This is a genomic window from Bacillus sp. AR2-1, assembly GCF_008368755.1.
Taxonomy (GTDB): Bacteria; Bacillota; Bacilli; order Bacillales; family Bacillaceae_G; genus Bacillus_A; species Bacillus_A wiedmannii.
The window spans coordinates 303,117-325,071 of the sequence record NZ_QORY01000006.1; the positions used below are offsets into that span (position 1 = coordinate 303,117).

The 21,955-nt window shown below is 35.4% G+C and carries 24 protein-coding genes; 16 read left to right on the forward strand and 8 right to left on the reverse strand.

Annotation, left to right across the window (positions count from 1 at the left end; genetic code table 11):
* Positions 1 to 11 precede the first annotated feature (11 nt).
* Positions 12 to 1,634 carry a peptide ABC transporter substrate-binding protein gene (locus DT250_RS06190; protein WP_149212790.1) on the forward strand — a complete coding sequence of 541 codons (1,623 nt, stop codon included), beginning with the start codon at positions 12 to 14 and terminating at the stop codon, positions 1,632 to 1,634.
* Positions 1,635 to 1,967: 333 nt separating this feature from the next.
* Complete coding sequence (dltD, locus tag DT250_RS06195) at positions 1,968 to 3,149, forward strand: D-alanyl-lipoteichoic acid biosynthesis protein DltD (RefSeq protein WP_088063719.1); 1,182 nt, start codon at positions 1,968 to 1,970, stop codon at positions 3,147 to 3,149.
* Between the two features lie 38 nt (positions 3,150 to 3,187).
* Here the strand turns inward: dltD and DT250_RS06200 are convergent, their stop codons facing one another.
* Positions 3,188 to 3,412, reverse strand: coding sequence for a hypothetical protein (locus DT250_RS06200; protein ID WP_000558704.1), 225 nt, complete (start codon positions 3,410 to 3,412; stop codon positions 3,188 to 3,190).
* A 140-nt stretch (positions 3,413 to 3,552) separates the two neighbouring features.
* Here DT250_RS06200 and DT250_RS06205 point away from each other — a divergent pair, with 140 nt between their 5' ends.
* On the forward strand, positions 3,553 to 4,026 hold the full coding sequence (locus tag DT250_RS06205; RefSeq protein ID WP_149212791.1) for a DinB family protein: 474 nt from the start codon (positions 3,553 to 3,555) through the stop codon (positions 4,024 to 4,026).
* Between the two features lie 51 nt (positions 4,027 to 4,077).
* Here DT250_RS06205 and uptA read toward each other — a convergent pair whose 3' ends face one another.
* Positions 4,078 to 4,683: an undecaprenyl phosphate transporter UptA gene (gene uptA, locus DT250_RS06210; RefSeq protein WP_061664652.1), complete on the reverse strand. Its 606-nt coding sequence runs from the start codon at positions 4,681 to 4,683 to the stop codon at positions 4,078 to 4,080.
* Positions 4,684 to 4,917: 234 nt separating this feature from the next.
* The gene (locus DT250_RS06215) at positions 4,918 to 5,682 is read right to left on the reverse strand and encodes a DUF1836 domain-containing protein (RefSeq protein ID WP_000447225.1); all 765 of its coding nucleotides are present in this window, start codon (positions 5,680 to 5,682) and stop codon (positions 4,918 to 4,920) included.
* 259 nt (positions 5,683 to 5,941) lie between these two features.
* Here DT250_RS06215 and DT250_RS06220 point away from each other — a divergent pair, with 259 nt between their 5' ends.
* Positions 5,942 to 6,391, forward strand: a complete 450-nt coding sequence (locus tag DT250_RS06220; RefSeq protein WP_000914471.1) for a hypothetical protein — start codon at positions 5,942 to 5,944, stop codon at positions 6,389 to 6,391.
* Complete coding sequence (locus DT250_RS06225) at positions 6,379 to 6,687, forward strand: YxcD family protein (protein ID WP_060487081.1); 309 nt, start codon at positions 6,379 to 6,381, stop codon at positions 6,685 to 6,687. Before DT250_RS06220 ends, DT250_RS06225 begins: the two co-directional genes overlap by 13 nt.
* A gap of 24 nt (positions 6,688 to 6,711) precedes the next feature.
* On the opposite strand, the gene DT250_RS06230 is transcribed toward DT250_RS06225, so the two are convergent.
* The 4 genes from DT250_RS06230 to DT250_RS06245 form a co-directional block, all read right to left on the reverse strand.
* Positions 6,712 to 7,947 carry an NAD(P)/FAD-dependent oxidoreductase gene (locus DT250_RS06230; RefSeq protein WP_149212792.1) on the reverse strand — a complete coding sequence of 412 codons (1,236 nt, stop codon included), beginning with the start codon at positions 7,945 to 7,947 and terminating at the stop codon, positions 6,712 to 6,714.
* Positions 7,944 to 8,276: a (2Fe-2S)-binding protein gene (locus DT250_RS06235; protein ID WP_088063715.1), complete on the reverse strand. Its 333-nt coding sequence runs from the start codon at positions 8,274 to 8,276 to the stop codon at positions 7,944 to 7,946. Before DT250_RS06235 ends, DT250_RS06230 begins: the two co-directional genes overlap by 4 nt.
* Positions 8,273 to 8,545, reverse strand: a complete 273-nt coding sequence (locus tag DT250_RS06240) for a (2Fe-2S)-binding protein (protein ID WP_088063714.1) — start codon at positions 8,543 to 8,545, stop codon at positions 8,273 to 8,275. The genes DT250_RS06235 and DT250_RS06240 overlap by 4 nt, the downstream gene beginning before the upstream one ends.
* A 75-nt stretch (positions 8,546 to 8,620) precedes the next feature.
* Complete coding sequence (locus DT250_RS06245; protein ID WP_088122355.1) at positions 8,621 to 10,282, reverse strand: sigma-54 interaction domain-containing protein; 1,662 nt, start codon at positions 10,280 to 10,282, stop codon at positions 8,621 to 8,623.
* 181 nt (positions 10,283 to 10,463) lie between these two features.
* Between DT250_RS06245 and DT250_RS06250 the strand changes: the two genes are divergently transcribed.
* From DT250_RS06250 to DT250_RS06280, 7 genes are all read left to right on the forward strand, one after another.
* On the forward strand, positions 10,464 to 11,639 hold the full coding sequence (locus tag DT250_RS06250) for an NAD(P)/FAD-dependent oxidoreductase (protein ID WP_098189805.1): 1,176 nt from the start codon (positions 10,464 to 10,466) through the stop codon (positions 11,637 to 11,639).
* A complete protein-coding gene (locus tag DT250_RS06255) occupies positions 11,636 to 12,673 on the forward strand; it encodes a proline racemase family protein (RefSeq protein WP_060487075.1) in 1,038 nt (345 codons plus the stop codon). Before DT250_RS06250 ends, DT250_RS06255 begins: the two co-directional genes overlap by 4 nt.
* Positions 12,670 to 13,611, forward strand: a complete 942-nt coding sequence (locus DT250_RS06260) for a proline racemase family protein (protein WP_088063711.1) — start codon at positions 12,670 to 12,672, stop codon at positions 13,609 to 13,611. Before DT250_RS06255 ends, DT250_RS06260 begins: the two co-directional genes overlap by 4 nt.
* A gap of 17 nt (positions 13,612 to 13,628) precedes the next feature.
* The gene (gene dapA, locus DT250_RS06265; RefSeq protein WP_149212793.1) at positions 13,629 to 14,525 is read left to right on the forward strand and encodes a 4-hydroxy-tetrahydrodipicolinate synthase; all 897 of its coding nucleotides are present in this window, start codon (positions 13,629 to 13,631) and stop codon (positions 14,523 to 14,525) included.
* Positions 14,526 to 14,543: 18 nt separating this feature from the next.
* Positions 14,544 to 16,028 (forward strand): aldehyde dehydrogenase family protein, encoded by a 1,485-nt coding sequence (locus DT250_RS06270; protein ID WP_147787670.1) that lies wholly within the window; start codon positions 14,544 to 14,546, stop codon positions 16,026 to 16,028.
* A gap of 130 nt (positions 16,029 to 16,158) precedes the next feature.
* Positions 16,159 to 17,649 (forward strand): alanine/glycine:cation symporter family protein, encoded by a 1,491-nt coding sequence (locus DT250_RS06275; RefSeq protein WP_149212794.1) that lies wholly within the window; start codon positions 16,159 to 16,161, stop codon positions 17,647 to 17,649.
* A 30-nt stretch (positions 17,650 to 17,679) separates the two neighbouring features.
* The gene (locus tag DT250_RS06280) at positions 17,680 to 18,117 is read left to right on the forward strand and encodes a carboxymuconolactone decarboxylase (RefSeq protein WP_133058557.1); all 438 of its coding nucleotides are present in this window, start codon (positions 17,680 to 17,682) and stop codon (positions 18,115 to 18,117) included.
* Between the two features lie 146 nt (positions 18,118 to 18,263).
* Here the strand turns inward: DT250_RS06280 and DT250_RS32185 are convergent, their stop codons facing one another.
* Positions 18,264 to 18,560: a hypothetical protein gene (locus DT250_RS32185; protein ID WP_088063706.1), complete on the reverse strand. Its 297-nt coding sequence runs from the start codon at positions 18,558 to 18,560 to the stop codon at positions 18,264 to 18,266.
* Positions 18,561 to 18,667: 107 nt separating this feature from the next.
* Here DT250_RS32185 and DT250_RS06290 point away from each other — a divergent pair, with 107 nt between their 5' ends.
* From DT250_RS06290 to ppaC, 4 genes are all read left to right on the forward strand, one after another.
* On the forward strand, positions 18,668 to 19,171 hold the full coding sequence (locus tag DT250_RS06290) for a GNAT family N-acetyltransferase (protein WP_088063705.1): 504 nt from the start codon (positions 18,668 to 18,670) through the stop codon (positions 19,169 to 19,171).
* Between the two features lie 255 nt (positions 19,172 to 19,426).
* Positions 19,427 to 19,942, forward strand: a complete 516-nt coding sequence (locus DT250_RS06295; RefSeq protein ID WP_149212795.1) for a DinB family protein — start codon at positions 19,427 to 19,429, stop codon at positions 19,940 to 19,942.
* A 247-nt stretch (positions 19,943 to 20,189) separates the two neighbouring features.
* A complete protein-coding gene (locus DT250_RS06300) occupies positions 20,190 to 20,855 on the forward strand; it encodes a lytic polysaccharide monooxygenase (protein WP_149212796.1) in 666 nt (221 codons plus the stop codon).
* Between the two features lie 162 nt (positions 20,856 to 21,017).
* Entirely contained in the window at positions 21,018 to 21,947 is a 930-nt protein-coding gene (gene ppaC / locus DT250_RS06305) for a manganese-dependent inorganic pyrophosphatase (RefSeq protein ID WP_000416871.1), read from the forward strand.
* The last annotated feature ends 8 nt before the right edge of the window (positions 21,948 to 21,955 follow it).

The following is a 21,955-nucleotide window of genomic DNA, read 5'->3' on the forward strand; positions in this document are numbered from 1 at the left end:
GGGGTTTTCAAATGAAAAAAGTTGTTCGTTACTCATTAGTTAGTACTCTATTAGTTTCTTCATTTTTAGTAGGATGCGCAAAAGAAAAAACAACGACAAAGCCGAAAGATGAGAAGAAAGTATTACAGTTACTAGAAACGGGTGAAATTCCGTCATTAAATTCAGGGAAAGTAACAGATGCGGTATCGTTTAACGTTTTAAATAACGTAATGGAAGGATTATTCCGTTTATCGAAAAATGATGAAGTGATTGAGGCTGGAGCACAAAAATATGAAGTAAGTAAAGATGGAAAAACATATACATTCCACTTGCGTGAAGCGAAATGGTCTAACGGAGATCCAGTAACAGCACAAGATTACGTATACGCTTGGAAGCAGCTGATTAATCCGGATACTGCTTCTCAATATGCATACATTGCTTACGATGTGAAAAATGCGGAGAAAATAAATAAGAAACAATTAGGTTTAGATGAATTAGGAGTAAAAGCGACGGATGATAAAACATTCGTTGTAGAACTAGAACATCCAGTGCCGTATTTTACGAAATTACTTATTTTACCGTCCTTCTATCCAATTAACGAAAAATATGCGAAAGAGCAGGGCGATAAGTACGGATTAGAAGCAAATAAAGCGGTGTATAACGGGCCATTTACATTATCAGAGTGGAAGCATGAAGCTAGTTTTACAATGAAAAAAAACGATAAGTATTGGGATAAAAAAGAAGTGAAGCTAGATGAAGTGAACTATCAAATTGTTAAAGAAATTTCAACTGCGGTAAATTTATATGAAACAGATAAAGTTGATAGAGCTGTCATTTCTACAGAATTTGTAGATAAATATAAAAGTAATAAAGAGCTAAAACAATATACAGATCCGGTTATGTACTTCTTCAGATTCAATGAAAATGTACCGATTCTTAAAAATAAAAACGCAAGGCTTGCGCTAAGTACAGTGTTTGATAAGAAAGGACTTGCGACTTCATTTTTAAATGATGGTTCGGTTGCTGCTAACTATTACGTACCAAAAGGATTTTTAAAAGGTCCAGATAAAAAAGATTTTAGAAGTACAGCAGGTGAGTTTAATAAAACTGATGTAAAACAGGCGAAAGAATATTGGGAAAAGGCGAAGCAAGAGACCGGTACAAATGAAGTGACGCTTGAGTTATTAAACTATGACTTAGAAAACTTCAAAAAAGTAGGAGAATACATTAAAGAAGAGCTAGAGAAAAACTTACCAGGCTTAAAAGTAAATGTAAAATTACAACCACACACGCAAAAACTAGCGTTAGAGAAGAAGAAAGAATATGAAATGTCATTATCACGCTGGTTACCGGATTATCCAGATCCAATGACTTACTTAGAAGTATTCCTTTCTGGAAGCAGTGTGAACAATACAGAATATGCAAACCCAGAATATGATGCGTTAATTAAGAAGATTAAAACAGAATTAGGTAATGATGAAAAAGCTCGTTGGAAAGCAATGCAAGATGCGGAAAAAATGCTGCTAGATGATGCAGTAATAGCGCCGGTATTCCAGCGCGGATTATCATACTTACAAAAGCCGCATGTGAAAGATTTATATGTACATCAATTCGGTCCAGCTACAAGTTTAAAATGGGCAGATGTACAAAAATAAAAGTATGGAGAAACAGACTTCACATGTGTGATAGTCTGTTTTTTTGTACAGTTTCAAATGTATAGACATTTTATATATTTTTTCATGTCTTAAAAATAAAATTATTAGTAAAATTCCAGTGTGAAATTTATGTAGAATCTTGTATAATTAACGTGTTTCTATGGAAACATTTTCTTGCGATATTTGTATAGAACTTAATAGAACAAGGAAAGAAATACATACATGTATATAATAGATAAATAGAATGGGACATGTATAGAGAAAAAGGAGAGAAATGATGGCGTGTCAAAAACAAGGGTTACAATTTAATAGCGATAGAAAGAGGAAGAGACGATGAAAATGAAGCATGCTTTTGGTCCCATAATTTTAGCGTGTGTGCTTTTTTTCATTATCATATTAATCCCATCGAAAAGTTTAGTATCACTTATTAGTGATAAGAAGGTAGAAGATGCGGCAACTTCCTTACAAAAAGAAAAACTACAAAGTGTTTTCTTACAGCAAAAAATGTTAGAGAATTCGCAGTATTTACCGATGTATGGTTCATCTGAATTTTTACGAATGGATGCATATCATCCGTCTAATTACTTTAAAGTAAATCCTGCAGGTTTTACACCATATTTAATGGGGATTGGCGGTACACAAAGTTTAGCTCATATATTAAATATGACGTCTACAATGGATGAGTTAGAAGGTAAAAAAGTAGTCTTTGTTCTATCACCACAATGGTTTACTAAAACGGGTGTATCACAAGGGGATTTTACTAACAATTTCTCCAAACAACAAGCATATCATTTTATTTTTAATGATACAATAAATGTTGAAATGAAGAAGCAAATTGCGAAACGATTATTAGACTATAAAGTTGTTCAAAAAGATGATATATTAAAAAATTCATTAGAAGGTATTGTATATAATGATACGAAACATAACATAAAAGCAGGTTTAGTTAAACCACTTGCTTATATGCATCGAAATATTTTAGATCATAGAGATGTATTTAACTCCTTATTTAAGATTGAACCGATGAAAGAAAAAACAAATATGGGACTACGTTCAATTTCTTGGGTAGATGCACGTAAACATGCGGAGGAAGAAGGAAAAACGGAATCTACTACAAACACATTCGGAATTGAAAATCCGTATTACTATAAACATAATTTAAAGAAAAAATTAAAAGGTTTAAAAAACTTTAGAGCAAATGAATCATATGAAGAATCACCAGAATATGATGACTTACAAATTGTTTTAAATATATTTAAAGAGAAAAATGTTAAGCCACTATTCATTTCTGTACCTGTAAACGGACCGTGGTATGATTACGCTGGTTTCCCTAAAGAACGCCGTGAAGTGTATTATAAAAAAGTTCGGGAACAAGTTGAGAAAGCAGGATACCCAGTAGTTGATTTTTCTGGCCATGAATATGATAAGTATTTCTTAAAAGATACAATTCATTTAGGTTGGAAAGGCTGGATTTACTTTGATGAAGCAGTACAAAACTTTTATACTGAAAAATAAGAGTGGAGAAGAAGGAACGGCTATAAGCTGTTCCTTTTTTAGTATAGAGTATTTTGATGTGGGCAATTCGGAAAGGCATGTATATCTTGAATTTGTCTAAAATCATAATGCTTCATTGCGAACTGCGCTTGATAAAGGTATTCATACACATATAATTGACCATCATGTGCTGAACATAATACACCAGAAGTTCCCTGCCCATTTATGAAGGAAATACCGATAGGGCGTCCGATTAAGTATTGTATTTTTTGTTGCCAATGCATAGGGAAATCACTCCTTTTAGAGTTAATATACGAAATGGACGAATGAATTGTTGCTTATCCACATAATTATGGAGGCTTTTTATACAATTTCTAGAAGATATTAATATGAATGAATTACAAGTGCGAGAAAGGAATGCATAATGAAGAAAGAAAATATTTTAGAAGAAAAGTTAAATATAATAGAATGGTGTCAAACATTGAAGGAAGTACCTGATGATATATGGTTTCAATCATTTAAAAATGGTTCGTGGGGGATTGCAGATGTGATTTCACATTTTAGTATTTGGGATGATTTTGTAATGAAGTATCGAATTCCTTATTTTCTTAGTACTCAATCAGTGCCGCATTTTCCAACAGATGTAGAGGAAATGAATAAGAGTGCAATTATATATGCAAGATCAGGTATTTCAAGAGAAGAGCTTATCAATCAGTTTAGCTATACTCGTAAACAATTAGTAGACGAAATTGAGCGAATTCCTGCCGATAATTTTTATAATGACTTTCAAATTGGTACTAAAAAAGTCATGCTGAATCATTATTTTTCATCACTCATTCAGCATGACTTAAAGCATAAGGAAGAAATAATCCAATTTTTAATACATAATCAAGTCTAATATAAAAACCGCTAACATTCGTAATGAATGTATAGCGGTTTTTATATTATCTTAAGCAAGATTTTTACGTTTTTTTGTCCATTTTTTAAGGATGAAGTATAGTAGGATAAGTATGACGCCGCCAATTGCGAAAGACTTCACATACGGTCCCGCAATATCGTTTATATTCTCCCAATTTTGACCTAGTTTTTCACCTAAATAAATGAAAATGATAGACCAAGGGATGATTGCAAGTGCTGTTAATGTAGTGAAACGTAATAATGGCATTTTTGTAATACCAGCAGGAATTGAAATCGCATGACGTACTACTGGAATAAAGCGTGCAGTGAAAATTACACCAGTCCCGTAACGGTTAAACCAATCTTCAGCTGCATCTATATGTTTTTTATGAATGAAAATATATTTTCCGTATCGTTCTAATATAGGTCGTCCACCGTATCGTCCAAGCCAATAAATAAAGATTTGAGCAATAACGCCGCCAATTGTACCGAATACAACGGCGCCTACAAATGAGATACTACCATTGAATACTAAGAATCCCGCATAAGCAAGGACGATTTCACTTGGAATAATCTCAATCATTAGACCAAGCATAATGCCCCAATAACCTAATCCTTCAAAAAACGTTAATACTGAATGAATAAAACTACTTACCATTGTTGCACCTTCTAGTTTATGTATTTTTGAATAGGTGAACCTTATACTTAATAACATAAAAGATTCACTATGTGTAGATTATACCTTATTTGTATAGGGGATTGCTATTTCAATTCTTTTATGTCTCTCATAAGTAGTATAGTACAGGATATGAGCTTAGTTTTCATGAAGAGAAAATGAAAAGATTATTAAAAATTTCTCATAAAAAAATAGAAGCATTTCTGCTCCTATTTTTTACGGTTTCACTTCTAAATTTTGTAAAAATAAAGTTGCTGTTACGTAACGTTTTGCTAACATTTGTACATAAGCGGTATGCACAGATAATGTGGCAATAATAATCGCATTACGAATTGCTTCACGTTGTTCGTTGTTAACCTGATCGAACTTGCTTGCAATTTTATCAGCTCTTTCTTTCACGATATTTTCAATTGTATGGATTGTATCTGTTGCATTTAGTTGTAAGCAGTTCCCTTGATTGAGTTCTTCAAATAGAGAAGAGTATGCCCCATATAAATGAACAGGATTGATTAAGTCATCACTTCGATCGGCTGGGTCATTTACAATAAGGCGTAATAGCTTACGAATGGATTCAAAATCAAGTGCTGTTTTTAAATCTTCAACAATGAATAGTAAGGCTGCTTGTTCAATTGAATATTTTTTTCCTTTTTGAGGAGAGCCAATCATTTCTTTTATATCTCGTTTCACCCAGTTTTGCATGGCTGTTACTGAGAAACTTGTATTTTCAATCTGATTTCCAAGCGCAACTATTTCATTTAATGAAAAACCGACGTCTGTATCATCAATTTTAATCAGTTTTTCAAAAATAGGTGAAAGTGCGGTAGTAATAAAAGCAGTTACGCTTTGTCCGCTTTCAATATCTTTTTTATGTGACTTCGCCCAAGCTTCTTGTAAAATACCGAGAGGCTTTTTCGTATTCCATCCTCTTAATGATAGAAGAAGGGTAGCCATTTCGTTTCGTGTGAGATGAAATGTTTCCATCTTTTCACCTCCAAAAATAATAAAAAGTTCTTATGAACCTATAATATGTTTTGTTTCATTTAAAGTCAATTCTGTTTTGCTTAATTTTTCCTTTGTCACCAAACTGTCGGAAGTAAATAATACTTGCATATTTCGACAAAAGTTCATATAATAAGTTCATAAGAACCTTTAAAATGTTTTTAAAAACAAATCTATCATTCTGAATTTACTAGAAAGGTAGATTTCACATATATCTATATAAAAGGAGAATGGATATAATATGTTGAAAAAACTTGTAGCAGTCATGACAGCATTCATGGTTATCTTTGGAGCTAGTAGCTTCATGTTTGTAGATCACGCAGCAGCGAAGGGTTACAAATCTGGTAAAAAATCATACACACCAAGTTCTGGTCAAAAGTCAAAAGTTGATTTGAACAAAAAAGATAATAACGTAAACTCACAAAAAACAACAACAGATTCAAAAACAAAGGCAACAAACACAGCACCAAAGAGTAATAAAGGAAGCTTTATGAAAGGTTTATTACTAGGTGGTCTTGGTGGTTTACTAATGGGTAGCCTATTTGCAAATATGGGAGCTCTTGGTTCTGTATTAGCGTTTATGGTAAATATGTTAGTAATGGCTGGTATCGTAATGTTAGCAGTTCGTGCATTTAAATACTTCAAAGATCAACGTAAGAAAAAGGAAGATGAAGTAGCATGGAAACAATAAAAATTTCTGAACAAGAACTTATCAATGCGCTTTGTGTATATATCGCTGAAAAAAGACAAGTTGGTCCAGAAGAAGTTTTAGTTGAACTAATGTATGATGATGACTACGGTTTCTCTGCTGAAGTAGAGGTAAATGGTCGCCAGCAAATTTTAATTCAAGCGAACTTAATTGAAGCATTACGCTTATTACTTGACAGAGAATATAATGTCAATTCATTTGCAGCAAGATTACAACTTGAATTAGATGAAGAAGAAGGCATTTACGCATTAGCAAAGTTTAATAACTCAGATGAGTAGAAAAAAGAGCTGTTGAGAGTAATCTTAGCAGCTCTTTTTAGTATGTGTATATGCCAGGGAATAATCACGCCAAATTTCATTCATTTTCCGTCTACCGAGATCAATCATCGGATTAAATTGAATGGCAGCTTGTTGTCGTACGATATGTACATGTTGGATCGCCTGTTGCAAGTGTTGTTCAACCGAATGGGATTTATTATTTGCCTGTTTTACGATTGAATATCCAGCAACAGTTCCTTGTGCCATTGCAATTTTCCCACTTTCAATGCCAGTTATATTGCCGGCTACAAATAAACCGGGAAGAGGGGTTTCCAGCGTTTCGGAATGCAGTGGAACATGGCCGCCTAATTCCGGAATGTAACGGAAAGGACAGCCAGCTACAGCAGCAAGCTCAGCAAGAGGGTATAAGCCACCGGCAATACAAACGAAGTCTGCCTCATATATTTGTTCCGATCCAGTTATGATGTTTCCTTTCGTATCAATATTAGCAACGCGTACACCTTCAACTTGATCTGTACCGATAATTTCAAGAGCTGCTTTTCGAAGGTGAAGTGGTGTTCCATTTATTTTCATACCTTTATTAGGATAGAAGTTTAATCCAGCTTGTTTCGCCCAATTATATTTCATCAATCGACTACCTATACGTAATAAAGGTGACGGGGCAAGGTGGGCAGCGTGTAAGAGTGAGTTTAATACTTCTTCTGGTTCACCAGCCTTTTGACTTAATTCATTTTTTTCAGGAAGTACGATATGTTCCACTTTAATTCCCGCTAATTGTAATTCATTTAAAATAGCGAATGACAAAATGTTAGCGCCAATAATTACTCCTTTTCGCCCAACTTGAACGCGATGTACATTTGTCATTACTTGGGCTGCACCAATCGACATGACTCCTGGAAGTGTCCAACCAGGAAGGGGGATGGAGTACTCAGCAGCGCCAGTAGCAAGTAAAACGAACGGCGCTTCTAACGTACCGATATTCGTATGTACGAACCAAGAACTTTCATCTTTATCTAAATTATAGACGGAAATGCCGCATCGAATATCAACTGAAAGTGATTTTGCTTCTTCGTGAAGGCGTTTTGATTCTTCTATTCCGTTCCACCATTCTCCAGTAGGTTCTTGATGTAATTGTCCGAGCAACCTTCCGCCAGGCTTCATAAATTCATCAATAACAAGTACATTTAGTCCAAAACGAGCACAAGAGATGGAGGCTGACAAACCTGCTGGTCCAGCTCCGATAATAATGACATCATTCATCGCTTTTTCACCATCTCTCTCACGATATTTGGATGCTGTTTGCCGCTATTAACTACCATATCTTTTTCAACAACAGTTAAGCATGCTCGTACGTTCGTTTGATTGTTTACTGTCACCCGGCATTCAGAACAATGCCCGATATTACAGTAAATACCTCGCGGCGTCCCGCTATCTTCATGCACTCTTAAAGTTCTTATTCCGTTTGCAAGTAAAGCGGCCGCAATCGTTTCATGTTCATATGCTTCATATTGTTGCCCGTTAAATTGGAAAGTGATGCGATTACTACTATTTAAACTCCCTAAAACAGGATGATGGGTAATTCTATTCATTTATTTTCACCTACCGCTCCAAAGGTAACTGCGCGCACTGGTGGTTGATATTTTAATGGAATTTCATTAGTAGTTACTTCAGGATTTGCACTTTCAATCATTCGATCTATCATCATTCTACATGTGCGGCCACCGCAAAATCCCATGCCAGCACGTGTTCTTAGTTTTAATTCTCTCGCCGAGCAATTATATTCAGCAATTGTCGATTGAAGTTGACCGTATGTAACTTCTTCACATCGACAAACAATTACATGATCTTTATTCGTCATATGTATTCCTCCTCTAGTTCGGTTTGCACAAATTATATAATGCAAAAACTATGCCAATATAGAGGAGGGAAACAGTTATTGTAAACCAAGTTTTTTTAAACGGTTATATAAAGTGGCTCTCGTAACACCGAGTTGTTTCGCGCACTCTAATTTATTCCCATTTAAAATGCGTAAAGCCCTCTCAATAACTTTCTTCTCATGTTCATCCATTTCTTCTTGTAAAGAAAGGATTGTATGATTGTTGCTGAGTAATAGGGAATGAGCCGTATGATTCTCTAACGTTTCAGTTGTATGAAATGGTAAATATTCTTGTTTTATAATACCGTCAGTCGCAAATACGACAAGTCTTTCAACAACGTTACGAAGTTCGCGAATATTACCTGGCCAATTGTAATGAAGTAACTCATGCATAATGCTGGAAGGTAAGTCACGAATTGGTCTGTTATAGTTGATTGAAAAATCGTTTAAAAAAGAATAAGTTAATTCAATAATATCCTCGCGTCTTTCGCGCAGCGGTGGAATATGCAAGCTAACTACATTTAGGCGATAGTATAAATCTTCTCGGAACGTGCCTTTTCTCATTTCCTCTTGTAAATCACGATTTGTAGCAGCGATAATGCGGAAATTAATATGAATCTCTTTTTCTCCACCAACTCGGTAATATTTTCGTTCTTGTAGTACACGTAAAAGCTTTACTTGCATATCGAGCGGCATTTCTCCTATTTCATCTAGGAATAATGTACCGCCTTGCGCGAGCTCTATTTTACCCTTTTTCCCTTTACTATTTGCACCAGAAAACGCCCCGCGCTCATACCCGAATAATTCACTTTCAAATAACGCTTCTGGAATGGCGCCGCAGTTAATTGAAATGAAAGGTGCTTTAGTTGCTTCACTTGCTTCATGGATTGCTTTCGCAAATACTTCTTTTCCAACACCACTTTCTCCGAGTATTAAAACTGTTGATTTCACCGAACACACCTTTCTAGCTAATTGTATCGTTCTTTGTATAACAGGGCTCTTTCCATTCATCGCAAGGAAAGGGTCTAATTCATCTTTATATTTTGCGACCTCTTGTTCTAATCGGTGCATTTCATGTGACATATTAAATAGTTTTTCATTTAAAGCAACTTGATTCGTAACATCAGTTTCTGAAACGACTGCTCCAATAATTTCATCGTTACAATACACTGGGTTTGAGTTAATTAATACAAATAAATCTGGACGAGGCTGATGGAACTGAGCAATTATGCTTTTTCCGTCATGTAATGATTGTAAAATTTCCAAATCTTTATAGTCAAAAAAGCGAGTGATGGGTTGTCCAATAATTTCAGTATGGTTGACTGAAAAAATCTTTTCGGCGCCATCTGTCCAAGTACGAACACATTCTTTATCATCGATAACTGTAACAGAAGAATCAGTTGTTTGTATTACGGTGTTATAGAAAGATTGTAGTTCATTGTAAGACTTAACAAGAAACGGAATGATTTGCTGAGCCGTTATACAGCATATAGGCTCTTTATTTTCGTTTATTACGATAACGGTCATTTCATGAGAAAACGCGTCAATTAAAGTGTTGAATGAATCATCTTCATCTATAACTGCACAGTTGTATTTTTCTGTAGTAGAAGGGCTGTAATAAAACTTTTCGTTAACTTGCTCAATATGTTGCAAATTGTTTGTGTGATCAATTAATAAAGTTTTTAGAAATTCTTGTATTGTGGGAAATGAGAATGCCATATTGTCCTCCTATTATGTATAAAAATTTTGACAGTGATAAAAAAATAATACACCTATTTATGATAAATTCAAAATATTTTTACAAATAAAAATATTATTTGTAAAAAGTGTATATATGTAGAGTTGGCACGTCAATTGCATAAAAGAAAGTGAGGGATTAAAAAGAAGGGAGGGGTGCTACGTGAGGCACTGTGACGTTTTAATAATAGGTGGTGGAATTATAGGATGTTCAATCGCTTATTACACTTCAAAATACGGAAGAGACGTAACAATCATTGAAAAAGGAGAATTTGTCAGTGGGACGTCTTCACGGTGTGACGGGAATATTTTGGCTATTGATAAAGACCCAGGGTTTGATAGTCAAATGTCGTTAGTAAGTCAAAAGTTAGTAACTGATTTAAGTGAAGAGTTAGAGCACTCATTTGAATATAGAGCACCAGGAAGTATTCTCGTATGTGAGTCGGACGAAGAAATGGAAGCAGCCCAGCAATGGGTGAATCGTCAAAAGGAAGCTGGTTTACCGTTTCGAATGCTTGATAGACAAGATATAAGAGAAGAATCGCCATTTTTTGCAGAAGATTTATTAGGCGGGTTAGAATGCGCAACGGATTCGACTGTAAATCCATATCTCCTTGCTTTTTCACTTCTTACAGAATCGAAGAAATTTGGTACGAAAGCTTTTAATCATACGGAAGTAAAAGAAATGAAAAGAGATATAGACGGTTCCTTTATTGTAGAAACGACTAACGGGACGTTTACTGCGAAACAAGTGGTAAACGCAGCCGGTGTGTGGGCTCCGAAAATCGGAGAAATGTTGGATGTAAATATCCCAATTGAACCGAGAAAAGGGCATATTATTGTAGCTTCAAGGCAACAACACGTTGGTTGCCGTAAAGTAATGGAATTTGGCTATTTAATTTCTAAATTTGGCGGAAAACGAAAAGTGGATGCTTTAACTGAGAAATATGGGGTAGCTCTTGTGTTTGAGCCGACAGAAAGCCAAAATTTTTTAATTGGTAGTAGTAGAGAGTTTGTAGGTTTTCATACGAAGATAAACAACGAGGTTATTAAATGTATTGCAAACAGAGCAATTCGTTTTTATCCGAAAATGGCGGATATGATGGTGATTCGTTCATATGCTGGATTACGCCCGTGGACAGAAGATCATTTGCCAATCATTTCACGCGTGCAACATATCCCGAACTACTTTATCGCAGCGGGGCATGAAGGGGATGGCATTAGCCTTGCAGCGGTTACTGGAAAAGTAATTGAAGAGTTATTAAATGAAAAAGAAACAATCATTCCTATTGAACCACTTCGTTTGAGTCGTTTTACAGAAAGGGTGTTAAATGGATGAGGTCACAAAGAGTCTTTACGACGATTGATACACATACGGGCGGGAATCCGACGAGGACATTGATAAGCGGACTTCCAAAGTTAATTGGAGAGACGATGGCAGAGAAAATGTTACATATGAAAAAGGAGTATGACTGGATTCGCAAATTGTTAATGAATGAACCGCGTGGTCATGATGTAATGTCAGGAGCACTATTAACAGATCCGTGTCATCCTGAAGCAGATATTGGTGTTATATACATAGAGACAGGTGGATATTTACCGATGTGTGGTCACGATACAATTGGTGTATGTACAGCTTTAATTGAATCAGGTTTAATTCCTGTAGTTGAACCGATTACTTCGTTAAAGTTAGACACGCCAGCCGGCTTAGTTGAAGTGGATATCTTTGTTCAAGATGGAAAAGCGAAAGAAGTCTCTTTCTGTAACATACCAGCTTTTTTATTGAAACATATTACTGTACAAGTTGAAGGGATTGGAACTGTAGAAGCAGATATTGCGTATGGAGGAAATTTCTATGCCATTATTGATGCGAAGTCAGTAGGTTTAGAGTTAGTACCGGAACATGCATCTACAATCATCGATAAGGCAATTCATATTAGAAATATCATTAATGAGGAATTTGAAATCATTCATCCGCAGTATTCATTTATTAGAGGGTTAACCCATATTGAATTTTATACAGATCCTACTCATGAAAGTGCTCATGTGAAAAATACAGTTGTCGTTCCGCCAGGAGGAATTGATCGTTCTCCATGTGGTACAGGAACATCAGCGAAGTTAGCTGTATTATACGCAAATCAAAAAATTGAAGTGGATGAAGAGTTTATTCATGAGAGTATCGTTGGCTCTTTATTTAAAGGGTGCGTCATAAATACAACATCTGTAGAAAATATTGAAGCTGTCGTAACGAAAATTACAGGTTCAGCTTGGCTTATGGGGATGCATAGATTTTTTTATAATGAAAAGGACCCACTTAAAGAAGGCTTTTTGCTAATTCCGCCGATGGAACATGAAACGGAGGATGTAAAATGAACATTCAAAAAATGTATACAGCAGTAGACGTACATGTAAATGGTGAAGCATTTCGTGTAATGAAAGATGTACCATGCAAATACTACTACAGTTTAGAGCAATTAAACGAACAATTTTCAGGTGAATTAGCAGAAGAAATGAAGCTTGTATTAAATGAACCACGTGGTTTTATCGGATTAAATGGATGTATTGTCGTTCCTTCTATTCATATGGAAGTCGATGCAGCTGTATTATTTTTTAATCATGAAGGATCCATTCCGCTTCATTATGGGGGGATTGTCGCAGTCATAACGATGTTACTAGAAAGCGGGTATTTAAAAAAGAGAGAGACGAACCAATACAAAATTGAAACGCTATCTGGTATATTTTCAATCCATGCGTATGTAGAGAATGATGAAGTTGTATCTGTTTCGTTTGAAAGTAAACTATGTTATATGATTGAGAAAAATTTACAAGTTGGTAATATAAGTTACTCTCTCATTCAGGCAGATAAAGTATATGCAGTTGTAGAAAAGGATGCATATTCACCAGAAATCAGTATTGAAAATATCTCTAAATTAAAAAAATGGAGTGAAGTTACACTTCAAGCGATACAAAAACAGTCATTAATAAAAAGACTTATTTTAGTAGAATCTATGCAAACAGAAAAGAACCATATAAAGTCGATTACATTTCATGAAGATAACTTTATCGTACGTTCGCCTGGTTTTGTTTCTACTATTGTATCTTATGTTCATACATTATTTAAAAATGATTATATAGCGGATAAACCTTTTAAAAATGAAAGTATATTTAATAGCTTTATAACAGTGGAACAAGTGAAGAAAGAAGAACAAGGATACATTTTTCGCTTTGAAAGTAGAGGATTTATTACAGGGATGCAGACGTTTCTATTAGACTCTACAGATCCGTTTCCGACAGGATTTTTATTAAAATAGTAAAGGGAGAGATAAATATGAAAAAAATTAAAGGGGCATTTCCAGTATTGATCACACCGATGGATGAGTTTCAAGAAATTAATTGGAACGGTGTAAAACAAAACGTAAACTATTTTATCGATCAAAAGGTAGCTGGCATTATTATTAATGGAAGTACAGGTGAGTTTGTTAGTTTATCAAAAGAAGAACGATTTAAAATGGTAGAAACAGTATTAAAAGAAGTTGATGGCCGTATTCCAGTTATTGTAGGAACTGCAGCAGAAACGACGAAAGAAACGATTGAATATACGAAACATGCAGAAGCACACGGAGCGGATTGCGCATTAATTATTAACTCGTACTATTGTAAGCCGAAAGAAGAGGAAATTTATTTTCATTTTAAAGAAATCTCAAACGCTGTAAATATACCAATTATGTTATACAATAATCCGTTTACATCTGGTGTTGATATGAGTACAGAGCTCCTGCTACGTATTGGAAAAGAATGTGAAAATGTTACACATATTAAAGAATCTAGCGGAGATATTCGTAAAGCAAGAGATTTAGTACGACAAGGCGAAGGTGCTTTTCAAGTCTTCTGTGGATCTGAAGATTTAGTTATGGAATCTTATTTAGTAGGTGCAACGGGATGGGTTTCAGTAGCAGGAAATATCGTGCCGGGGCTTGTTACGAAAATGTATGAGCATTTCCAAAATGGTGAATTAGAAAAAGCTTGGGAAATAAACGATGCTATTTTACCTCTTTGCGAGTTTCTTGAAGGATCAGGAAAATATGTACAAATTGTTAAACGCTCAATGGAATTACACGGGCAAGCAGGGGGACCTTCTCGTTATCCGAGACTCGGATTAACTGAAGAAGAAGATCAAAAACTTCAAACGATTATTTCAAAAATTGCAGCTCATGCAGCTGTTTAAATAAGGAGGAGAGCATATATGTTAACGACAAACATTGAGCTGAGACCAAAAGTGAAAGCGTTTTTAAATGAAGAAATTAAAATGTTTATTAATGGTGAATTTGTACCTTCCATTAGCGGGAAGACATTTGAGACATACAATCCAGCAACAGAAGATGTTTTAGCTGTCGTATGCGAAGCGCGAGAAGAGGATATTGATGTAGCGGTAAAAGCTGCAAGATCTGCATTTGAATCAGGACCTTGGGCAGAAATGACTACCGCTGAAAGAGCGCACCTAATTTATAAATTAGCAGACTTAATTGAAGAGCATGGAGAAGAATTAGCGCAGTTAGAAGCTTTAGATAATGGAAAACCATATCAAGTAGCACTGGATGATGATATTGCAGCGACTGTAGAAAATTATCGTTATTATGCGGGATGGGCTACGAAAATTATCGGGCAAACAATTCCGATTTCAAAAGATTACTTAAATTACACACGCCATGAACCTGTTGGCGTTGTAGGTCAAATTATTCCTTGGAATTTTCCACTCGTTATGTCTTCTTGGAAAATGGGAGCTGCACTAGCAACAGGTTGTACAATCGTATTAAAACCAGCAGAGCAAACGCCTTTATCGTTATTATATACAGCGAAGCTCTTTAAAGAAGCAGGTTTTCCAAACGGTGTTGTAAACTTTGTTCCAGGTTTTGGCCCTGAAGCAGGAGCTGCAATCGTAAACCATCATGATATTGATAAAGTAGCCTTCACAGGTTCAACAGTTACAGGGAAATATATTATGCGTCAATCTGCAGAAACAATTAAACATGTAACGTTAGAACTTGGTGGTAAATCACCAAATATCATTTTAGAAGACGCTGATTTAGAAGAAGCGATTAACGGCGCATTCCAAGGTATTATGTATAATCACGGCCAAAATTGTAGTGCTGGATCTCGCGTATTCGTTCACCGAAAACATTACGAAACAGTCGTAGCTGAATTAGTAAAAATGGCGAACAACGTAAAACTTGGAGCAGGTATGGAGAAGGAAACGGAAATGGGGCCACTCGTATCTAAAAAGCAACAAGAACGTGTGCTACATTACATTGAACAAGGAAAAGCAGAAGGAGCTACTGTTGCTGCTGGTGGTGAACGGGCATTTGAAAAAGGGTATTTTGTACAGCCAACAGTATTCACAAATGTTACTGATGATATGACAATTGTGAAAGAAGAAATTTTTGGACCAGTTGTCGTTGTACTTCCATTTGATTCAACAGAAGAGGTTATCGAAAGAGCAAATCGCTCTTCATACGGACTCGCTGCGGGCGTATGGACACAAAATATTAAAACAGGACATCAAGTTGCCAATAAATTAAAGGCAGGAACAGTATGGATTAATGATTATAACTTAGAAAATGCAGCTGCACCATTTGGTGGGTTTAAACAATCTGGTATCGGTCGTGAGTTAGGTTCATACGCGCTTGATAATTACACAGAAGTGAAAAGTGTTTGGGTAAATATAAAGTAATAGAGAATCTAACTGTTAATAAATAGAGGGATGGAATAATAAGAGATGCGGACAACTGTAAGGTTTAATAATAGTTGTCCGTTTTCTTATATATAAAATAGTTTTCAAAAGAATGTTAAGGGGGATTTGGATGGAGCAATTAGTAGAGTGGTTAGTAGGGCAAGTATGGAGTATTGGGTTAGTTGTTTTTGCATTAGGGGCAGGTGTGTATTTTACAATTGCCACTCGTTTTCTGCAAATTCGTTATTTTAAAGAGATGATAAAACTATTATTTGAAGGGAAGAGCTCGGAGACGGGAATTTCATCCTTTCAAGCATTTTGTTTAGCCTTATCAGGTAGGGTTGGAATAGGTAATATCGCAGGGGTCGCGACAGCTATCGCTTTTGGCGGACCAGGAGCTGTGTTTTGGATGTGGGTAATGGCTCTTTTAGGAGCGGCGAGTGCATTTGTTGAATCAACATTATCTCAAGTGTATAAAAGTAAAGTTGGGAATGAATACCGAGGTGGTACACCATATTTCATTGAAAAAGGCCTGAAAATGAAATGGTTTGCAGTCATTGTAGCGGTTGTTGTAACACTTTCATATGGCGTTTTATTACCAGGTATTCAGTCTAGTAGTATCGCAGTTGGATTTGAAAACTCTAATGGCATTAGCAAATATATAACTGGAATATTATTAGTTATATTATTAGCATCAATCATTTTTGGTGGCGTAAAGAGAATTGCGGGCGTTTCGCAAATGCTTGTTCCATTTATGGCAATAGGTTATGTAATTGTTACATGTATTGTATTAATTGCGAATGTAACAGAAATTCCAAGTATGTTCGCTTTAATTTTCTCTAGTGCTTTTGGTGTAAATGAAATGTTTGGCGGAATCGTTGGTGCAGCAATCGCATGGGGCGTAAAGCGTGCTGTATTTTCAAATGTTGCTGGTGTTGGAGAAGCGACGTATAGCTCCGCTGCTGCTGAAGTATCCCATCCTGCAAAACAAGGGTTAGTTCAAGCGTTTTCTGTATATATCGATACAATTGTTGTATGTACAGCGACAGCTCTTATGATTTTAATAACAGGTATGTATAATGTTATACCTGAAGGGAAAAGCGCTATAGTAAAGAATATAGGGAATGTTGATGCAGGTCCAATCTATACACAACAAGCAGTTGAAACTGTTATGACAGGGTTTGGTCCATTATTTATTTCAATCGCAATATTTTTCTTCGCATTTACAACTTTACTCGCATACTACTATATCGCTGAAACGACACTTACTTATTTAGATCGTGAGCTTAAACATAGCTGGTTAAAACCAGTTTTAAAAATTGGATTTTTAATTATGGTTTACATCGGTAGCGTAGAATCAGCGTCGCTTTTATGGAATCTTGGAGATTTAGGAATCGGTAGCATGGCATGGTTAAACTTAATTGCGATTCTACTATTAAGTAAAATCGCATTAAAAGTGTTAAAAGATTATGAAGCACAGAAAAAGGAAGGGAAAGATCCAGTATTTGATCCTAAAAATGTGGGAATTGAAGGTTTAACGTTTTGGGAAGAAAGAAGTAAAGAAATTGAAAGGAAAAACTATAAAGAACAAACGGTAGAGGATGATAGTCTGAGATTTTAGTTATAATAAACTGAATATTCATTCTATTTAATGAGGTATATTACCTTCTTTTCATCACATACTACAATAGGTACACATAATTTGAATGGGGGTAATAATAAGATGGAACACGAACAACATAGTTCAGTAAATGACGTTCTACATCATTATAAAGAAGGTATCGGTAGTTTTACAAACCAAATTCCTGAAATTGCAGAAACATATAATGCATTCACGCAAGCTTGTTTTCAAGAGGGCGCTTTAACAAAAAGGGAAAAACAACTTATCGCATTAGGAATTAGTCTAGCAACGCAAGATGAATATTGTACCATTTATCATACAAAAGGTTGTCTTGATCAAGGATGTTCAGATAAAGAGATTCTGGAAGCATGTGGTGTATCAGCAGCATTTGCTGGCGGAGCTGCAATGAGTCAAGCGGTAACATTAGTACAAGAGTGTTTAAGTGAACTGAAAAATCAGAAGCATTGAATGTAAAAGAACGTTTTAAACTTTATGTTTAAAACGTTCTTTTACGTGAGATTAAATTTGAGTATAAAAATTATCTGGTATGTGATGTATTAAAGTAAGAATTTTAAATTTAGTCGGAATGAGAAATAACAACTATTTATTTAGTATTAAGATTTTCTAAAAAGTTTCAATTGTTTCATATAATCAATAGCTTTTGTTTTGTTCTTTTGTTTACATACATATTCGAATTCATTCTTATCTCGATAATAACAATTCATTATTTCTTCTGTAAGAAATCCATCGGAGATAGCTTTTTTAATTGCGCAATGTGGTTCATTTGTATGAGTGCAGTTAGAGAATTTACAGCTCATAGATATCTCTTCGATATCTTCATAGCCAAGATTAAAGTTGTCCTCATGTTTTATTAAGTCAAAACCTGTTTTACTAATGGTTAATCCCTCCACTTGCCATACATTATATAAGTATGTTTTATCTAAATATATATTTCCTTTTAGTAACCTGTTATTCCTTCCTTAAAACTTGGTACAATGAAACAAAAGGGGGATTAGTAATGCAAAATTTAGTAATTGAAGAGATTAAGCAAATAAATGATGATATGGAAGAGCTTTCTAAACTTTTGAAAACGGTTGTAGATGATGGGGCGTCAATTGGTTTTTTACCTCCACTGGAACAAATAGAATCAACAAAGTATTGGGAAACTGTTTTAGCACCAGAAGTGATCTTGTATGTTGCTAAAATAAATAATGAAGTGGCAGGGAGTATTCAATTACATTTAGTTACAAAGCCTAATGGGATTCATAGAGCTGAAATTTGCAAGTTAATGACTCACCCGAACTTTAGACGTAACGGTATTGGACGTTCGCTTATGCAAAAAGCAGAGGAAAGAGCAAAGCAAGAAAATAGGTCTCTTATAGTGCTAGATACGAGAGAAGGAGACCCTTCTAATAGATTGTATAAATCATTAGACTATAAAGAAGTTGGAAAAATACCAGAATACGCAATATCTCCAAATGGTAATTTAGATGCAACGGTTATTTATTATAAAATGATTTAGTATTTTTATTTGAAAAGAGGGATATTTTTAAACGGAAAATCTGTTATTAGGTCTGAGTATTGATTTGTAAAAAGATTGATAACCCCCTGTATAATAGGGGGTTTCTTTTCATTCATTAACTTCATATTGAATGTTCAATTTGAGGGCCAATTTGTATAAGGTTTTAACAGTTGTATAAGAGGTATTACTTAAATAGGAATTTTGAAGTCTTTTGGTGAATATTAAATGTTAATCTAAAAGATGGAGGTTGCTGTGATGTTGAAACTGTTTCAATATAACTGGCAAGTTCGTGATGATTGGTTTACATGGTGCGAAGGCATATCGGCCGAAGAACTGGTAAAGAAACGGGTCGGTGGATTCGGCAGTATACTACATACCCTATTTCATATAGTAGATGTGGAATATATGTGGATCTTAGGGTTGCGTGGTGAATCAGTGCCTGAGGAGCCAGTGTTTGAAGAGTATGCCAGCTTACAAAAAGTGAAAAATCTTTCAGCTCAATACCACGGGAAAGTGAAGCCATTTGTGACCTCTTGGACAAATGAAATGGATTCTCGGAAACTTTCAAAAGCTGACTTCAATGAAGAGCCGATTAGCTCAAGAGACGCACCAATTAGGCGCCGAGTCATTGAATGTACACACGGAGAGTTAATACGTCATGTCATTGTCCACGAAATCCATCATATCGGCCAGTTATCTATATGGGCACGTGAAATCGGAAAGGAGCCAGTTTCCGCAAATCTGAGAGGGAGAGGGCTATTTGATAACTAGACTAACTTTGCCAATTTCGTAATTTATTTATAAACGAATAGTTTAATTGAGTATATTTAACACCGTCTATATTTCTCTAGCGGTGTTATTTGAATGTATCAATAAAATTTATATAATGTACTAAATGAATTTGAGAAAGTTTTTAGAGGGTTCTTTTCGTTATACTCCTTGACTTATAATGGATGTAGAGAAGATGACTAGCCGACTATAGTTATTTTCGCTTTATTATGGGAAAGGGGATGACGGGATGAGAACGAAAGGTTTACAGAAGGTGAAGAAAGTTATATTAAGTGGTGGTATATTACTTACGGGATTGTTAACTTTCGGTTTTTCAGAAAAAGCTTCAGCTCATGGATATGTTGAATCACCAGCGAGCCGTTCTTATTTATGTAAGCAAGGGGTAAATGTAAATTGCGGACCGATTCAATACGAGCCGCAAAGTGTAGAAGGAATAGGTGGATTCCCGCAATTAGGACCTTCTGATGGACAAATCGCAGGAGCAGGCCATTTTCCTGCTTTAGACGTTCAATCAGTTGATAGGTGGAAGAAAGTTACGTTAAATGGCGGGACGAATACATTCAAGTGGAAACTAACCGCACCTCATAGTACGAAAGAATGGAAATACTATATTACGAAAAAAGATTGGAATCCAAATAAGCCGTTAACAAGGTCTGATTTAGATTCAGTGCCATTCTATGTGAAAAATGATGGGGGAACAAGACCAGGAACTTCAGTAACTCATGAAGCGAATGTACCTACTGATAGAAATGGATATCACCTTATTTTAGCTGTTTGGGAAATTGCAGATACTGGGAATGCATTTTATCAAGTTATAGATGTTAACCTTGTAAATAACGGTTTAGCATCAAATTTCCCGCTAAATCATGTAGTGCAAGCTCCTAGCTTATTTTAAATAAAATATACATTTTGATCATCTAATTCATTTTAGATGATCTTTTTTTACGAAAAACGATGAAAAATATAGAAGAAAGTGCAATTATTTATAAAAAATTATGCTTTAAATATTGTCATAGTTGCTTCTTTAAGATATCCTTTTCATGAAGAGGTGGAAAACATGGAAAAAGTACTAGTTTTCGGGCATAAAAACCCAGATACAGATGCAATTTGTTCTGCAATTGCTTATGCAGAATTGAAAAAAGAATTAGGAATGAATGCTGAGCCTGTACGTTTAGGCGAAATCAGCGGTGAAACTCAATTTGCGTTAGACTATTTTAAAGTAGAAGGACCGCGTTTTGTTGAGACAGTTGCAAGCGAAGTGGACAACGTTATTTTAGTTGATCATAACGAGCGTCAACAAAGTGCTAACGATATCGAATCTGTTCGTGTGTTAGAAGTTATTGACCATCACCGTATTGCTAACTTTGAAACAAGCGATCCTATTTACTACCGTTGTGAGCCAGTTGGTTGTACAGCTACAATCTTAAACAAAATGTACAAAGAAAATGGCGTTACAATTCGTAAAGAAGTTGCAGGTTTAATGTTATCTGCAATCATTTCGGATTCTTTACTATTCAAATCTCCAACTTGCACAGAGCAAGACGTAGCAGCAGCTCGTGAATTAGCGGAAATCGCTGGTGTAGATGCTGATAGCTACGGATTAGAAATGTTAAAAGCTGGTGCTGACTTAAGCGGAAAAACAATGGAGCAATTAATCTCTCTTGACGCTAAAGAATTCCAAATGGGTAATGCGAAAGTTGAAATCGCACAAGTAAACGCTGTTGATACAAACGACGTTCTTGTACACCAAGCGGAACTTGAAAAAGTTATCTCTGCAGTAGTAGAAGAAAAAGGTTTAGACCTATTCTTATTCGTTGTAACTGATATCTTAACTAACGATTCTGTCGGTCTTGCGATCGGTAAAGCAGCAAACGTTGTTGAGAAAGCATACAACGTATCTCTAGAAAACAACACTGCTACTTTAAAAGGTGTTGTATCTCGTAAAAAACAAATCGTACCAGTTTTAACAGAAGCATTCCAAGCTTAATTTTATTG

Coding starts and splice junctions, on each gene's coding strand:
- DT250_RS06190 (WP_149212790.1), top strand. CDS start 12: ATGAAAAAAGTTGTTCGTTACTCATTAGTTAGTACTCTATTAGTTTCT.
- dltD (WP_088063719.1), top strand. CDS start 1,968: ATGAAAATGAAGCATGCTTTTGGTCCCATAATTTTAGCGTGTGTGCTT.
- DT250_RS06200 (WP_000558704.1), bottom strand. CDS start 3,412: ATGCATTGGCAACAAAAAATACAATACTTAATCGGACGCCCTATCGGT.
- DT250_RS06205 (WP_149212791.1), top strand. CDS start 3,553: ATGAAGAAAGAAAATATTTTAGAAGAAAAGTTAAATATAATAGAATGG.
- uptA (WP_061664652.1), bottom strand. CDS start 4,683: ATGGTAAGTAGTTTTATTCATTCAGTATTAACGTTTTTTGAAGGATTA.
- DT250_RS06215 (WP_000447225.1), bottom strand. CDS start 5,682: ATGGAAACATTTCATCTCACACGAAACGAAATGGCTACCCTTCTTCTA.
- DT250_RS06220 (WP_000914471.1), top strand. CDS start 5,942: ATGTTGAAAAAACTTGTAGCAGTCATGACAGCATTCATGGTTATCTTT.
- DT250_RS06225 (WP_060487081.1), top strand. CDS start 6,379: ATGGAAACAATAAAAATTTCTGAACAAGAACTTATCAATGCGCTTTGT.
- DT250_RS06230 (WP_149212792.1), bottom strand. CDS start 7,947: ATGAATGATGTCATTATTATCGGAGCTGGACCAGCAGGTTTGTCAGCC.
- DT250_RS06235 (WP_088063715.1), bottom strand. CDS start 8,276: ATGAATAGAATTACCCATCATCCTGTTTTAGGGAGTTTAAATAGTAGT.
- DT250_RS06240 (WP_088063714.1), bottom strand. CDS start 8,545: ATGACGAATAAAGATCATGTAATTGTTTGTCGATGTGAAGAAGTTACA.
- DT250_RS06245 (WP_088122355.1), bottom strand. CDS start 10,282: ATGGCATTCTCATTTCCCACAATACAAGAATTTCTAAAAACTTTATTA.
- DT250_RS06255 (WP_060487075.1), top strand. CDS start 11,636: ATGAGGTCACAAAGAGTCTTTACGACGATTGATACACATACGGGCGGG.
- DT250_RS06260 (WP_088063711.1), top strand. CDS start 12,670: ATGAACATTCAAAAAATGTATACAGCAGTAGACGTACATGTAAATGGT.
- dapA (WP_149212793.1), top strand. CDS start 13,629: ATGAAAAAAATTAAAGGGGCATTTCCAGTATTGATCACACCGATGGAT.
- DT250_RS06270 (WP_147787670.1), top strand. CDS start 14,544: ATGTTAACGACAAACATTGAGCTGAGACCAAAAGTGAAAGCGTTTTTA.
- DT250_RS06275 (WP_149212794.1), top strand. CDS start 16,159: ATGGAGCAATTAGTAGAGTGGTTAGTAGGGCAAGTATGGAGTATTGGG.
- DT250_RS06280 (WP_133058557.1), top strand. CDS start 17,680: ATGAGGTATATTACCTTCTTTTCATCACATACTACAATAGGTACACAT.
- DT250_RS06290 (WP_088063705.1), top strand. CDS start 18,668: ATGCAAAATTTAGTAATTGAAGAGATTAAGCAAATAAATGATGATATG.
- DT250_RS06295 (WP_149212795.1), top strand. CDS start 19,427: ATGTTGAAACTGTTTCAATATAACTGGCAAGTTCGTGATGATTGGTTT.
- DT250_RS06300 (WP_149212796.1), top strand. CDS start 20,190: ATGAGAACGAAAGGTTTACAGAAGGTGAAGAAAGTTATATTAAGTGGT.
- ppaC (WP_000416871.1), top strand. CDS start 21,018: ATGGAAAAAGTACTAGTTTTCGGGCATAAAAACCCAGATACAGATGCA.